The sequence below is a fragment of the Deltaproteobacteria bacterium genome (genome assembly GCA_030690165.1).
Lineage (GTDB): Bacteria > Desulfobacterota > GWC2-55-46 > UBA9637 > UBA9637 > JACRNJ01.
This window is the reverse complement of sequence record JAUYHF010000033.1, coordinates 82,092-95,754: the sequence shown is the minus strand read 5'-3', so window position 1 is coordinate 95,754 and position 13,663 is coordinate 82,092. Positions and strand designations below refer to the sequence as shown.

The 13,663-nt window shown below is 41.6% G+C and carries 13 protein-coding genes; 8 read left to right on the top strand and 5 right to left on the bottom strand.

Annotated features, from left to right (window positions below):
- Positions 1-233 precede the first annotated feature (233 nt).
- The 8 genes from Q8P28_06135 (at position 234) to amt (ending at position 6,875) form a co-directional block, all read left to right on the top strand.
- On the top strand, positions 234-1,226 hold the full coding sequence (locus tag Q8P28_06135; protein MDP2682370.1) for a hypothetical protein: 993 nt from the start codon (positions 234-236) through the stop codon (positions 1,224-1,226).
- Positions 1,227-1,228: 2 nt separating this feature from the next.
- Entirely contained in the window at positions 1,229-1,504 is a 276-nt protein-coding gene (locus Q8P28_06130) for a hypothetical protein (protein MDP2682369.1), read from the top strand.
- A 2-nt stretch (positions 1,505-1,506) separates the two neighbouring features.
- Complete coding sequence (locus Q8P28_06125; protein MDP2682368.1) at positions 1,507-1,917, top strand: type II toxin-antitoxin system VapC family toxin; 411 nt, start codon at positions 1,507-1,509, stop codon at positions 1,915-1,917.
- 190 nt (positions 1,918-2,107) lie between these two features.
- The gene (locus tag Q8P28_06120) at positions 2,108-2,686 is read left to right on the top strand and encodes a response regulator (protein ID MDP2682367.1); all 579 of its coding nucleotides are present in this window, start codon (positions 2,108-2,110) and stop codon (positions 2,684-2,686) included.
- Entirely contained in the window at positions 2,686-3,414 is a 729-nt protein-coding gene (locus Q8P28_06115; GenBank protein MDP2682366.1) for a type 1 glutamine amidotransferase, read from the top strand. Before Q8P28_06120 ends, Q8P28_06115 begins: the two co-directional genes overlap by 1 nt.
- Before the next feature lie 372 nt (positions 3,415-3,786).
- On the top strand, positions 3,787-4,944 hold the full coding sequence (locus Q8P28_06110; protein MDP2682365.1) for a porin: 1,158 nt from the start codon (positions 3,787-3,789) through the stop codon (positions 4,942-4,944).
- A gap of 87 nt (positions 4,945-5,031) precedes the next feature.
- Positions 5,032-5,370 carry a P-II family nitrogen regulator gene (locus Q8P28_06105; protein ID MDP2682364.1) on the top strand — a complete coding sequence of 113 codons (339 nt, stop codon included), beginning with the start codon at positions 5,032-5,034 and terminating at the stop codon, positions 5,368-5,370.
- A gap of 218 nt (positions 5,371-5,588) precedes the next feature.
- On the top strand, positions 5,589-6,875 hold the full coding sequence (amt, locus tag Q8P28_06100) for an ammonium transporter (GenBank protein MDP2682363.1): 1,287 nt from the start codon (positions 5,589-5,591) through the stop codon (positions 6,873-6,875).
- A gap of 192 nt (positions 6,876-7,067) precedes the next feature.
- Here the strand turns inward: amt and Q8P28_06095 are convergent, their stop codons facing one another.
- The 5 genes from Q8P28_06095 to Q8P28_06075 all read right to left on the bottom strand — a co-directional run bounded on the left by Q8P28_06095 (position 7,068) and on the right by Q8P28_06075 (position 13,609).
- The gene (locus Q8P28_06095) at positions 7,068-8,363 is read right to left on the bottom strand and encodes a hypothetical protein (GenBank protein MDP2682362.1); all 1,296 of its coding nucleotides are present in this window, start codon (positions 8,361-8,363) and stop codon (positions 7,068-7,070) included.
- Between the two features lie 39 nt (positions 8,364-8,402).
- Positions 8,403-9,653, bottom strand: coding sequence for an FAD-dependent oxidoreductase (locus tag Q8P28_06090; protein ID MDP2682361.1), 1,251 nt, complete (start codon positions 9,651-9,653; stop codon positions 8,403-8,405).
- A gap of 14 nt (positions 9,654-9,667) precedes the next feature.
- Complete coding sequence (locus Q8P28_06085; protein ID MDP2682360.1) at positions 9,668-10,477, bottom strand: outer membrane lipoprotein-sorting protein; 810 nt, start codon at positions 10,475-10,477, stop codon at positions 9,668-9,670.
- A gap of 3 nt (positions 10,478-10,480) precedes the next feature.
- Positions 10,481-12,799, bottom strand: coding sequence for an MMPL family transporter (locus Q8P28_06080; GenBank protein MDP2682359.1), 2,319 nt, complete (start codon positions 12,797-12,799; stop codon positions 10,481-10,483).
- Positions 12,800-12,928: 129 nt separating this feature from the next.
- Positions 12,929-13,609, bottom strand: coding sequence for a class I SAM-dependent methyltransferase (locus Q8P28_06075; protein ID MDP2682358.1), 681 nt, complete (start codon positions 13,607-13,609; stop codon positions 12,929-12,931).
- Between the last annotated feature and the right edge of the window lie 54 nt (positions 13,610-13,663).

The window sequence follows — 13,663 nt, the reverse complement described above, 5'->3', positions numbered from 1 at the left end:
TCGTAAGTGTTTGCCCATTTTATCCTCCTTGGCTTGATAGATGTGAGAAAATCCTGAAAAAGACACAATAGTGCACTTTTAATCTTTAAACCAGTGCACTTTTAATTTTTAAATGACACAGGCATCAATAGACCTTGACAGAGAAATATTGTAATGCTATCTTTGGGAGGCTTCTCATATAACTGTTCAGAGAACCTTGTATTTAAGTTTAAGGGATATTTTTAATAACTATTATGCAAAGACAGGAAAGAATAGCACTTCTTCAAAAACTTGAAGGGGAAAGAGAATCCAAGGTAATCGTTTATATTACCAGCGATAGACAACCGCCACAGTTTTGTTCTGCATCGATTGCCTTAGATGTTTTGCCTTTATTCTATAGTCAACTAAAAGGGATAGGAAAGGTAAAAAGAATTTCATTATGTATTAAAAGTACAGGGGGGAATATTGATACCCCGTGGCCTTTAGTAAATCTTATCAGAGAGTATTGTGAAGAGTTTGAAATTATAGTCCTTGATAAAGCATTAAGTGCAGCTACCCTTATCGCATTGGGTGCAAACAAAATTGTTATGACACCTTTTAGTCAATTGAGTTCTGTAGACCCTAGTGGAGAATTTGTAACTAAAGATGGTAAAAAGATAAAATTAGAAGTAGAGGATGTAATTGGTTTTATAAATTTAGCCAAAGAAAAAATTGGTATAAAAGAACAGGCTTCTTTAGCAGAAATTCTAAAAAGCTTAGTTAATGATATTCCGGCCCACATATTGGGTTCTGTAAACAGAACTCATTTCTTAATAAGAAGAATATCTGAGAACCTCTTAAAGTTACATTTAAGTGGAAGGAATAAGAGAAAACAGATAAGCGGCATAGTTGAACATTTGACTGAAAAACTCTATTTCCATAATCATTTTATTAATAGAAAAGAGGCGAAAGAGCTTCTATGTTTTGGCAATATTATAGAATATGCTTCGAAAGATTTAGAGGATTTAGTGAACACCATAACTAATGCATATGATAATATATTGGAAATTACCAAACCTTTTGAACCATTGAAAATTCTTGGGGAAAAGGATAAAATTGATTATATATCACGAAGGGCGTTAATTGAAAGTGTTGGTAATACAAGTATTTTTGAATCTCATTTACAATTGATAAAAATACCAGCGCATCCGTTACCACAGATAAATATAAGTACAACTTATCAGGGTTGGTTAGAAAGGGGTGAATGACAATGAATTTTACATCAGCAGCAGAGGTGGATTTGATAGATAATAAAGCTTACTTTACGGCTGAGCCTTTATATGGAGAATTTATAGTAAGCCCTACTTATATCAAAATAGATGCGATAAATGTGCTGTTTATACAAACTACGGAACTTAAAATTGAGCTTAAAGGCGGTCTTTTAGCTGCTATTGGCGCATGGGAAGATTATGATGGTATTGATGAATTTGTAGAAGATATATATAGGAAAAGGGAAAAAGCGTTTGACCGTAGCGTGGCCTTATAAACATGTTTTTATTTGATACAGATACTATAAGTCATATTATAAAAAAAAATCCACCGTCTTTACTTGTCAGTAAAATCGCCGAAGTTCCCCCTGAACAACAATTTACAACTGCAATAAATGTTGGTGAAATGGTATATGGGGCTTGTAAAAAGGGTTTAAGCGCAGACCATTTTTTAGAAAAACTTTCAAAACAAGTTTTGCCAAATATTAATATTCTTACTTTTGATAAGGCATCTGCGTATATTTATGGTAAGTTGAGGGCCGAATTGGAAAAACAGGGCACACCAATTGGAGAGCCTGATTTAAGAATTGCCTCAATTGCGTTATCAAACCGTATGGTTTTAATTACGAGTAATACGAAGCATTTTGAAAGGATACCAGGATTATCAATAGAAAATTGGTTGTCTTCTTAAAGAGTTTATCTTCGTATAATATTTTTTTGATATTCTGCCCAAATTTTATCCATCACCGCTTCATATAAAATCACAAAAAATACAGGTTATGGGCTACAATTTATGGGCTATAGGTTTTTTCCTATTGTCTATAGCCAATTACCCATTGCCTGCTTCTTTTGGCATTATAATTGCATTGCAATTTAATGTGATGAAGAGGAAGGTAATCATAATTGACGATAATGCCGACCAGAGATTTGTATTAAAGGGTCTTTTAACATATATCGGCTGCGAGGTTATTGGCGAAGGCGACAGCGGCCTTGACGCAGTAGAGCTGATGCAGAAACTATCTCCGGATGCGGTATTGATGGATGTTAAGCTGCCGGGTATGGATGGCATTGAAGCTGCAATGGCAATAAATAAGCTGAAGCCAACTCCTGTAATTCTTTTAACAGCAAAAAAAGATGAAGAGACTATAAAGAGGGCTGCTGATGCTGGCGTTATGGCATATCTTGTAAAGCCGATACGAGAAGAAGACCTGTTGCCGACCATTGAACTTGCCATATCAAGGTTCAAGGAATTTCAAATTGTGAGCAAACAAAATCTGGAATTGAAAGAGTCAATAGAGGCAAGGAAAGTGATAGAAAGGGCGAAGGGTCTTTTAATGGAGAAGGAAGGATTGTCAGAAAGAGGTGCATTTTCACGCATTCAAAAGTTAAGTATGGACAAAAGAAGGCCAATGAAAGAGATTGCGGAGATACTGATTGCTGCATTGGAAGGGGGAAGGTAATGTCAAGGGTTCTCGTTCTCCAGCATGTAGAAAGTGAGGGATTGGGGATAATAAATAAGGCTGTAAAACAGAGAGGAATCCAAACCGATTTGATAAGGATTTTTAAAAACGACAAGATACCAAGAAGCCTTGAAGGCTACAATGGACTCATAATATTCGGCGGGCCAATGGGCGTATACGAAGAGGATATTTATCCATTTATAAGAGACGAGATTACGCTTATAAAAAGCGCCATTAAAGATGATACGCCAATACTTGGCATATGCCTTGGCGCGCAGATACTGGCAAAGGCAGCAGGAGCGGATGTATACAAGGGGAAAAAGAAGGAAATTGGCTGGTATAAGATAAAGTTGAGTGATGAGGGTAAAAGGGACAGTATTTTCATCGGCCTGCCTGATGAGTTTACGGTTTTTCAGTGGCACGGTGACACATTTGATTTGGGGACAGATTTAAAATCTGTCCCCAGTAAATGCCTTGCGTCTTCAGAATTGTTTCCCAATCAAATAATAAAAGTCGGTAAGAATGCGTATGGCCTTCAGTTTCATCTTGAGGTGACAGAAGATATGATAAAAAACTGGATTGCTCTAAACGATAGAGAATTGGCCTCTGTAAATGCATACATAAATCCAAAGAATATCATCAAGGAAACGGCTAATCACATAGAGACCGTCCATAGATACGGCGAGGTAATCTTCTCGAGATTTTTCAATCTGGTGAAACACACATGAGCGCTTATCTCGCAGCAAGGGGCATGAAAATCTAACCCACCCTCACCTTAATCCTCTCCCTGAGGGAGAGGAGACAAAGTAGGGAATCCTCTTCTGAGGGAGAGGAAAGCTTTTCCTCCCTCCCCTTCAAGGGGAGGGTCAGGGTGGGGATGGGGTATAAACGGTATTTTCGGGACAAGGAATATTCCATAGTATGCCCATGCCGTGATTGATAGATAGGCATTGGTGGTTAAAAGTTAAGCAGTTTCCATAATAGAAAGCCCCGAATGGCTGAGAAATACACAGTAATATCAGCCAAATATATTGGCACAAGTATTGCAGACATAATAATTGAAGATACAACTTAAAAAAACACAAAGGAGGAAAAAGAACATGAAAAAAGGATTATGGGTGTTGATATTAGCTTTATTGTCTGTGACCTACTCGGTCTCAGATAGCGGTGCGGCTGATGAGCCTATTGCAAAGCCCCATCGGACTCTCTATGAAGTAAGTGCGGCTGAAAAGGGGGTAGAGATATCAGGATTTGTGGATATGTATTATAGTTACAACCTTAACAATCCCAACAGCAGACGCAACACAAGTACATCTAATCCATCCACCACGAATTTTGATTTCGAGCATAATACATTTAGCCTTAACCTGGCTGAGTTAGTAATATCCAAGACATCCGATCCGGTAGGTTTTAGGATAGATCTGGATTTTGGCCCTGCCACAGATTTTGTTCACTGCGGAGCAACTAACTGCGATACTGTATCCACTGCCGAGAGTACATTTAGACATCTGCAGCAGGTCTATGTGAGCTGGGCATCTCCTTTCAAGTTAAATCTCGATTATGGAAAATTCGTCACCCACATGGGTGCCGAGGTTATCGAGTCTAAAGATAACTGGAACTATACACGGGGGCTCCTGTTTTGCTGCGCTATACCTTACTATCATGCAGGTTTAAGAGCGAATTACCCTATTTCCGACAAACTCTTCGTTAATGGTTATATTTACAATGGTTGGAACAATGTTACTGAGAATAATGGAAACAAGACCTATGGCCTACAGGTAGGGATTACCCCTATCCCACAACTTCCAATCATCCTGAGTTGGATCGGGCCGGAGGATTTTGTGGGTTCAGCTAATAACCGCCAGGTCTATGAGGCAATTGTCAGTTATAATGCCACTGATTCCCTATCATTCATGGTTGATTATAATTATGGAACACAGGATTCCCTGACAGGTACATCACAGAAATATTCTGGCATCGCAGCTTATGCCAAATGGAAGCAGGATCCCTATACACTGGCCCTCCGGTATGAAATAGCGGATGACAAAAATAATGTTATGTTTGCTGGCACAACACCAGACGGAAACAAGATTCAGGAAATCACTCTGACTGCCGAGAGGACCATTGCAGGAAGTCTTTTAACCAGACTGGAATATCGAACGGATATGTCGGACGATAAAATATATGAGGATAAAGATGGCAAATTTATAGAAGACAGCCAGAGCCGTGTCGTATTAGGTCTTGTATATATGTTCTAAATCAAAGGAATAGACCGGGCAATGATGTCCGATGGGAATGTGAGCTTATTTTTTGAAGAACCGAAGTTCTTATGGAGGTGAAATCCAATGAAAAAGATTGAGGCGATAATAAAACCTTTTAAACTTGACGAGGTCAAAAAAGCTTTGAACGATATTCATATAGAAGGTATGACCGTTACTGAGGTAAAGGGTTTCGGAAGGCAGAAAGGGCATACAGAACTCTACAGAGGCGCTGAATATGTGGTTGATTTCCTGCCCAAGGTAAAGATAGAGGTGGTAACAACAGAGGAGATGGCCGGCAAGGTGGTGGAGGCAATAACAGGCGCAGCAAAGACAGGCAAGATCGGAGACGGCAAGATATTTGTTTCCTCTATAGAAGAGACCGTCAGGATAAGAACAGGAGAGCGAGGGAAAGACGCCCTGTAGAATTTCAAATTTTTATAAGAAGGAGGATATAAAAGATGTTTAAAAAAATAATAACAGCGCTAATGCTTACAGCATATCTTTTTATGCCGGCGATAGTGGCGGCAGATGAGGCACAGTCCACTGTGGCAACAGAACAGGGGGCAGCGCCTGCGGTTGCAGCGCAACCAGCACAAAAGGCGCCAAGTATTGACGAGATATTGGCCTCACACAAGGTGGCCATGGACACCATATGGGTTTTGGTCACAGCCTTCCTCGTATTCTGGATGAACGCGGGGTTCGCGCTCGTTGAATCAGGGCTGTGCAGAGCAAAAAATACCGTGAATATACTTGCAAAGAACTTCGTTGTCTTTGCGATAGCCTCCATAGCCTTTTATATCATAGGCTGGGGGCTAATGTTTGGCGACGGAAATGCCTTCTTTGGGATAAAGGGGCTCCTTTTCCTGGGCGGGACGGATAACAGCCCTACAACAGGGGATGCATATAAGGGTGTATATTCTGCCATGAACTGGACAGGCGTTCCGCTTTTTGCCAAGTTCTTCTTCCAACTGGTATTTGCAGGGACAGCAGCAACCATAGTATCGGGCGCAGTGGCAGAGAGGATAAAATTTTTAAGCTTCATTGTCTTCTCCTTCATAATAGTAGGTATCGTCTATCCTATAGGCGGTCACTGGATATGGGGCGGCGGCTGGCTGGCAAAGATTGGGATGTTTGATTTTGCAGGTTCTACAGTAGTTCATTCTATAGGCGGTTGGGCAGCTTTAGCAGGTGTAATCGTTCTGGGAGCGAGGATTGGGAAATATGGAAAGGACGGGAAGGTGAATCCAATACCCGCTCATAATATGTCCACGGCAACATTGGGTGCGCTCATCCTGTGGCTGGGCTGGTTCGGATTCAATCCAGGTTCCACAATGGCTGCCGATGCGGATGCCATTGCCAGAATAGCCCTAACTACCAATACGGCAGCAGCAGCCGCTACCTTGGCCGCCACACTTACAGCATGGCTTATGCTGGGCAAACCTGATCTTTCCATGATATTAAACGGTACCTTGGCTGGTCTTGTGGCTATAACTGCCCCTTGTGCCTTTGTGAGCGTGCCAAGCTCCCTGATTATAGGCCTTATAGCAGGTGTCCTGGTTGTCCTTGCTGTAATCATGTTTGACAAGTTACAGTTGGACGACCCTGTGGGTGCGCTGTCTGTCCATCTTGTTAACGGGGTGTTTGGCACATTTGCGCTCGGACTCTTTGCAGAAGACAGGTTTATGCCGGGTACGACAGGGAATGGGCTTTTATTTGGCGGGACAAAGTTGTTCTTTGCGCAGATAGTGGGTATCGTCGGTATAGGGGCATTTACCTTCATCATCAGCCTTATCGCTTGGTATGTTATAAAGGCGCTCTTCGGCCTTAGGGTAAGCGAAGAGGAGGAAACCATGGGTCTTGACATAGGTGAACACGGGGTTGAGGCTTATCATATATCAGGTGGTGAGGAAAGGATAAGGTCGGTATAGCAGTAAGCAGTAAAAAACGCTGCAGTGATGTGGTGTTAAAGTATAAGGCAAAGGCGCCTTGGGTCTCTTAAAACTCAAGGCGCCTTTTTTTGCGCTCCAGAGGGAAAAGGAGCCGTGGTTTGAGCGGAGTAGAGAAGGGGTAGAAAGGCGGGAATTTGAGATAATCAGTCTGTGACGGTAATGGTGGGAATATTAAAACTCATACCTTATATTCCAGTAAACATTATCATCGTGCCTGAACTGGCCCAGGGATGTGCTTGACTGTTCACCGCCAAAAAGGTTCGCCCCAAGGTTTGTCCAGAGATTATCAGTAATATTGTATTTTATCTCTGGGTTTACAAAGTAATCTTTATCCGTCGGACTATAAAAGGTGAATAGAGAAAGCCTTATTGTCTGATAATGTAAAAGCTGTGCAAGCCTTATGGAATACAATTCCCTTGTCCGGTCTGTTCTTGGAAAGCTTGAATCAAGTGTCTTTGTGTATTCTTCATAATTCATCATTCTCTCCACATAATACTGGACGCTCGCTGTGAAATCGCCTGCAAATGCCTTTTGAAAGCCTGCAAGATACCTTACCTGGGAATTTTCTATCTCAGGGTCAGAGCCCGCATTGTCCTGGGAATGATAATATCCTGCCTCAAGGCTTAAAACCCCTCCAAATGCTGCGCCCTGTGTAGATGCGCCATAGACCTTAAGTTCAGGATAAAAATGATTTACCTTTGTAAGGGTGGAGTCCTTTGGGCTGGAAGGTGTCCTGTAATAGCCCTTGTAAAAATAAAGGGATGTGTCAAACTCGTATATGGAGCGGTAAAGCCTGAGTGCAATCTCTGTATTGGAAGGCTTTTCAGCAGGCTCCTTAATATCTCTGTTTGTTACCTGCGGCAATGGGTCAAAGTATAAAAGTCTCCTGGAATCAGGGAGCGTATCCGGTTCAAATGTTGGGATGATTATCAGCTCTCCATTGACCGCCTCGCCATATAACCCGAATTTAGCGCCATCTATGCCTTTTTTAAAATACTCTATCGGCCTGCCGATTATGAATGCAGTCCAGTCCTTTGGGAAAACATCGTTTATAAATACAAGGTCGCCAAGACCCCATGTAATAATCTGCCTCCCGATTTTTGCGTCAGATGAGCCTCCCTGCAGGGTAAAATATGCCTCCCTGACATCCATGTCAAAATCACTGTCCACAGCAGCATCATGAAAGAAATCCAGCTTTGCCTTTGCCGTAAATGTGCCGGAAGGATCTTCATACAACGGGCTTATCTGCGCCCTCTCCTCTATCAAAAGCCAATATTTGTCACATGGGGCTGCACCATAGCAGTGTGTATCGGATGTCCTGTAGGAATAGTTGCCCTGCAGAAAACCGTGGAGTTCGGCGGCATAAGAGGCAGTGGACAGTGCCCAGTGAACAGTAAGCAGTGAAAACAGTATGACACCTGTTAACAAATTCGTAATTCTTAATTCATAATTCTTAATTCTCGCCATAAGCACTCAACACTGACCACTCACCACTTATCTTGGCGGTTATTCTAATTTTTTAATCCCCATTGCATTTAAAATCGCCTTCTCATAGAACGGCTCGCTCACGCCCTTTTTCATCTTTCGTATAAAATATCTTTCAAAGGCAACCTTTGCCAGATGCACCCATTTCCCTTTCTTTGCCCATGTAACGTTTCGTGGCGGTATCTGGGGCATTGCCACAAAGGCTATGCCTGTATCCCCCATATCAGCAAGGCATATCGCATTCCATGTTGCCTTTGCGGAAACAGGGTTACCCTCAATAGATGATTTTATATTATGGGCTGATGCTGTTACCATACTCTCTATCATATAGGCTGTCTTTGGCACGCCTGTGGGCACAGGGGTTGGCTCCGGCGCAATGGCTATGCACACGCCAACAGCATAGATGTCCGGATATTTAGGAGACCGCTGATAGGCATCAACAATGACAAAGCCTCTTGGATTGCAAAGCCCTTCAACACTGCTCACAGCATCCACACCTTTGAAAGCCGGTATCATCATGCAATATTTGAATGGGATATCCTTCTCTCCTTCGTTCACGATATCAACCACCATCTTCCCCTGCTCAATCCTTTTTACCTTTGCATTGGTATGCCAGTTTATATGCCTCTCGCGGAATTCATGCTCCAGCATGCCCTTTGAATCACCTACACCGCTCAGCCCAAGATGGCCTATGTACGGCTCTGATGTCACAAAAGTTATGGGGACCTTTTTACGGATCTTTCTTCTCCGCAGGTCAGTATCTAAAATAAAGGCAACCTCATACGCAGGACCGAAGCACGATGCCCCCTGCACAGCGCCCACAACAATTGGTCCCGGCTCTTTAATAAATTTCTGATATGTCTCGTACGCCTTTTCTGCATGGTCTATGGTGCAGACGGATACGGTATTCCTTTCTGGCCCTAATCCTTCCACTTCATCAAATGCAAGTTTAGGCCCTGTGGCTATGACAAGATAATCGTATGAAATTACAGTCCCCTTGATAGTTGTTACCTGCTTTTGTTGCGGGTCAATCTTCTGTGCTGCCTCTGCAATTAAACCAATGCCCTTCTTTTCCAGATAAGGCTTTAAAGAAAAGGCTGTGTCCTTTCTTGCCCTCCAGCCCACCGCAACCCAGGGATTGGAAGGGACAAAATGGAAAATCTCAGTATCAGAGATGACAATGACCTCGTGCCAGCTGCCAAGCATCTTTTTCATTTCGTATGCAGCAGGCAGTCCGCCTGTTGAAGCGCCTATGATTATTATCTTTGCCATGACATCCTCCTTTTTTACTCTATCCACTTCTTAAGCGGTTTTTTCAGATACCTTTCTGTAAACACATCATCATCCAGCCCAACATTGAATTCCACCTTCTTAAATTCCACCTCTGTCCTGTGGCCTGTTTTTGTGTCATTCATTGTCCTCTTTGTAATAACAGGAAAGCCCTGAACATCTTTTACCTCATCGGCTGTAAAAACCTTGTAAAGCTCTCCGCGTTTGTCATAATACGCTTCTTTCAACGGCAGAAGACTCACCTTATCTATCCATGAAAGCTTGTAACTAAAGTCAGCGCTTTTCTCCTCCTTTGGGGCGCTCTTTATCTTATAACATTCCTTCTGAGCACACGGGCTGCCAGCAACTTCTTCTATTTTTATGAATTCATGATTATCATCTTCTATATCTCTCCCTGAAACATCCTCGTATGTAAAGTCTGAGCCAACAAAACTACTCCTCCTGTCATTGGCGGCAATCCTCCTCGCCATATTAAGGGCAGGCATGAATATCCATCTGTCGTCATCCCGATCAGTATATTTATAAACCATGAATGTCATGTCCCGGACATCGGCGGGCTGATAAAAATAGATAAAATATTTCTGGTCTCCGCCTTCCTGATAGTTTTTGCGGAGCATGGTCATCTCCCGCACCCGCTCCTTGCCGTCCTGACTTATGAGTTTCATGTAAACCCTTATCTTCATATCCTTGCCCGGATATAAAAACGCAAGTTGGGATTTTTTCATAATCTCCGCTGCATCAATAGCAAATGCAATGGATGGCAGAAAAGATATTATCAAACATATGACCACAAATCTTATCTTCATAAATTACCTCCTTTTTAAAAATCTATGTCCCAATAGATGAGTTAATGCTGGGAGTAAAAACAAGGTAACTGCAGCAGCAAAGAACATAAGTAATGCAAAGAAACTCCCGACTGTAATATATGGGGTGAGGGATGAAAAGAGTAACGGCGAAAATCCCACAGCAATGACAATGGACATCCTGAAACTTGCCATTGCAGGCTCCTGAAAATAGCGGGCAATTGATTCATTTATATTCCCTGTCGCATTGTAATAATGTTTGATGCGGTGGAAAAAGTGGATAGCAAGGTCATCTCCTAAACCTAAAGCCAGCGCTGCGCAGACTGCGATCGGCATGTCATAGTCTTTGCCTGCAAGACCAAGGATGCCGTAAGATGCAAGGATTGATAAGGTTATAGGAAGCATTGCTAAAAAACCTGCCATGATTGACCTTATTTCAAAGGCTATTAAAATAAATATAAGTATGAAACTGTCTGTTACAGCAAAGAGCATGCCTTTAACCATTATTGTCTGCCAGACCTTGTTTATATAAGTGAGACCTGACCATTGAAGACTAATCCCTTCAGGGAGTGGATTGTCTTTTATAAATTTATTAACCGCATCTTCAACATGAGCCATCTGCTGATTGTCCCCGCCCTTCATCTGAACCCATATATTCGCCCTTTTTCCATCAATATCCAGAAAATTGTCAAGGTCATTTGGGTCGCCGGATGATTGAAATAAAAACAGCATCTGACCGATGGCTAAAGAAGTTTGAGGCACAGCATCATATCTTTGGTCTTCATTATTTAGAACAAAATTTATCCTTTTTACAATGTCTGCAACTGATGATGTCTTTCCAACCAATTTGCCAACTGACAGGTCTTTTTCAAGAAATTTCTGCAATCGGTCAATATAACTCATTACCTCCGGCTGTTTGATAATTTCATTTCTGTTTCCTTCAACAACAAGATATGCCATATATGTTCCGCCAAAGAGTTTATTCATTAAATTATCTGCCTCACGCAAAGGATGCCCGTATTTGAACCATCTGACTGGATTGTCATTGACATTGATTTTAGAGATGCCGTAGACGCTTATAAGAAATAGCGCAGCAAATGCTATAATTATAAAATTGCTTTTATTCCATGCAAAATTGCCTATGACATTTAAAAGTTTTTTCTGCCGCAGGTGTTTTCTTTCATGGCTAAATGCCTTTGCAATATGTTCTTCCTTCATCAACATGATGAGAGCCGGCGCTGCTGTCATTGAAAAGAGCCATGCCAGTATAATGCCAAATGCTGTGAATATTCCAAATACCTGCACAGGCGGTATATGGGCAAGGGCTAAGGAGGCAAAACCTATTGCTGTTGTAAGAGGGGCATAAAAAGATGGTATGTATAGTTCCTCCATTGTAGCTAAAAGGGTTTTGCGCTTATCCTTTATATGAGGATAACGGTCAACAAATTCGCTTAAGACATGGACATCATTTAAGATGGCAATTGGCATCAGGAATATAGGAATCATGGAACTCATAATATGAACAGTAAACCCGAGACCAATTAAAGCGCCCATTGCCCATATTATAGAAAGCATTGCATCCATCATCGGGATAAATATAAAACTTACTTTACGAAGCGTAAGGTAAAGGATAAGCATAATCCCGATGCCTGCAAGAGGCGCTGCCATTGCCATTTGCTTGAACATCTCATAACCGAATGTATCCTCTGCAATCGGGAGTCCTGCAAGGTAATATCTCTGGGTCGGCTTAAGATTGTTTTTAAGGATAGTTTCTATCTCTTTGCCGATTTGATAACTCATGTCTTTTCTTTGTATGGGTATGTAGATGGCAGTTGCCTTGCCGTCTTTCGAAACAATCTTTTCATGGAGGAATGGATTGTTTGCAATGTCCTTTTGCAGGTTATCCGATTCTTCTTTTGTTTGAGGGATTTTGTGAACTGCTGGTTTTATGTCCAGAATATCATCTTTAGATTTTATATTGTCAGTGGTGGTTAGGCTTATTACATCTTTGGTTATTACGCCTTTAATCTTTAATATCTCTGAAATGATTTGCTCAATCCTTGTTAGTGTATCGGGCTGGAATATGCCCTGCTCATCTGTAATTCCGAGGACAATAAAATCATGGATGCCAAAATCCTTTTTTACTTCAGAATAAAAGACCCTGTCAGGCTGGCCTATCTCAAGCATGTTTTCAGGGTCTGTGTCTATCTTGATTTTTGGAAACTGTATGGCAAAGATAATGGTGATTGCCAGCAAAAGACCGATTATGGTTTTAGGATGGTCTATTGAGAATATGACTAATTTTCTTATAGCCTTTTCAATCATAGTGAGTTTTTTTATATTTCAGCAGCCGAACCGGTTACTTTTGAGGAGTTTTTCAAGTACCGCCGGGTTTCCAGAATTTTGCCGCAATAATAATTACAAGGGCGATTATGACAATTATTTTCCAATCCATTATTTCCTCCCTCTTATCGCAATAAATGCGCTGCTTTTTGGAAACAATAACTTGCCTATAGCTTCAAAAAATTTGTAACGATTTAAAAAAAACTGCAAGTTTATCGGAGGGAAATAGATGCATGATGACCATTTTAAATCTATGAAGCTAGACTCCTGCAGAAGCCCTTGCGCTCTTTTCAAACTGAAAAATCTTGCTCCTCTGTAGCTTGATTTCTTAAATAAACCCTCCATCCTCCGTAATAATGCCCAGTAGCTAAATCTATTAAGCTCCCCTAAAATAACCAATCCGCCTTTTTTCATAACCCTGTTTATCTCAACAATCGCTGTTTCGGCATTGGATATAAAACAGAGCGCTGTCACCCCTAAAACACCATCAAAGACATCTTTCTTAAACGGCATAGCCTCAATCCTTCCGACAACAAAATGCATCTTCAATCCTTCTCTTTCAGCCTGAGTCTTTGCAAAAATGGCCATATCAAACGACAAATCAATACCCACAGCCTTTGCGCCGCGCCTTGCAATCTCCAACGTGTAATTTCCTGTGCCGCAGCCAACATCTAAAACAAGCCCCTTTGGTTTAAAGAGCGCAAATATCGCTTCTTTTTCCAACCTGTCGCACAGACTGCCAAGCGGAGTTTCGTACCATGCGTCATATTCTGTTGGAGAAAGTTTGCTCATTAAAATACCATTACCTGACCGCCCTCCTTTATCTCATACGCAGCAGAAAGCCCG

Bases quoted from the DNA above. Each gene is read 5' to 3' on its own strand.
- Q8P28_06080 (MDP2682359.1), bottom strand. From the start codon at position 12,799: ATGATTGAAAAGGCTATAAGAAAATTAGTCATATTCTCAATAGACCAT.
- Q8P28_06110 (MDP2682365.1), top strand. From the start codon at position 3,787: ATGAAAAAAGGATTATGGGTGTTGATATTAGCTTTATTGTCTGTGACC.
- Q8P28_06085 (MDP2682360.1), bottom strand. From the start codon at position 10,477: ATGAAGATAAGATTTGTGGTCATATGTTTGATAATATCTTTTCTGCCA.
- Q8P28_06090 (MDP2682361.1), bottom strand. From the start codon at position 9,653: ATGGCAAAGATAATAATCATAGGCGCTTCAACAGGCGGACTGCCTGCT.
- Q8P28_06115 (MDP2682366.1), top strand. From the start codon at position 2,686: ATGTCAAGGGTTCTCGTTCTCCAGCATGTAGAAAGTGAGGGATTGGGG.
- Q8P28_06095 (MDP2682362.1), bottom strand. From the start codon at position 8,363: ATGGCGAGAATTAAGAATTATGAATTAAGAATTACGAATTTGTTAACA.
- Q8P28_06105 (MDP2682364.1), top strand. From the start codon at position 5,032: ATGAAAAAGATTGAGGCGATAATAAAACCTTTTAAACTTGACGAGGTC.
- Q8P28_06120 (MDP2682367.1), top strand. From the start codon at position 2,108: ATGAAGAGGAAGGTAATCATAATTGACGATAATGCCGACCAGAGATTT.
- Q8P28_06135 (MDP2682370.1), top strand. From the start codon at position 234: ATGCAAAGACAGGAAAGAATAGCACTTCTTCAAAAACTTGAAGGGGAA.
- Q8P28_06075 (MDP2682358.1), bottom strand. From the start codon at position 13,609: ATGAGCAAACTTTCTCCAACAGAATATGACGCATGGTACGAAACTCCG.
- Q8P28_06125 (MDP2682368.1), top strand. From the start codon at position 1,507: ATGTTTTTATTTGATACAGATACTATAAGTCATATTATAAAAAAAAAT.
- amt (MDP2682363.1), top strand. From the start codon at position 5,589: ATGGACACCATATGGGTTTTGGTCACAGCCTTCCTCGTATTCTGGATG.
- Q8P28_06130 (MDP2682369.1), top strand. From the start codon at position 1,229: ATGAATTTTACATCAGCAGCAGAGGTGGATTTGATAGATAATAAAGCT.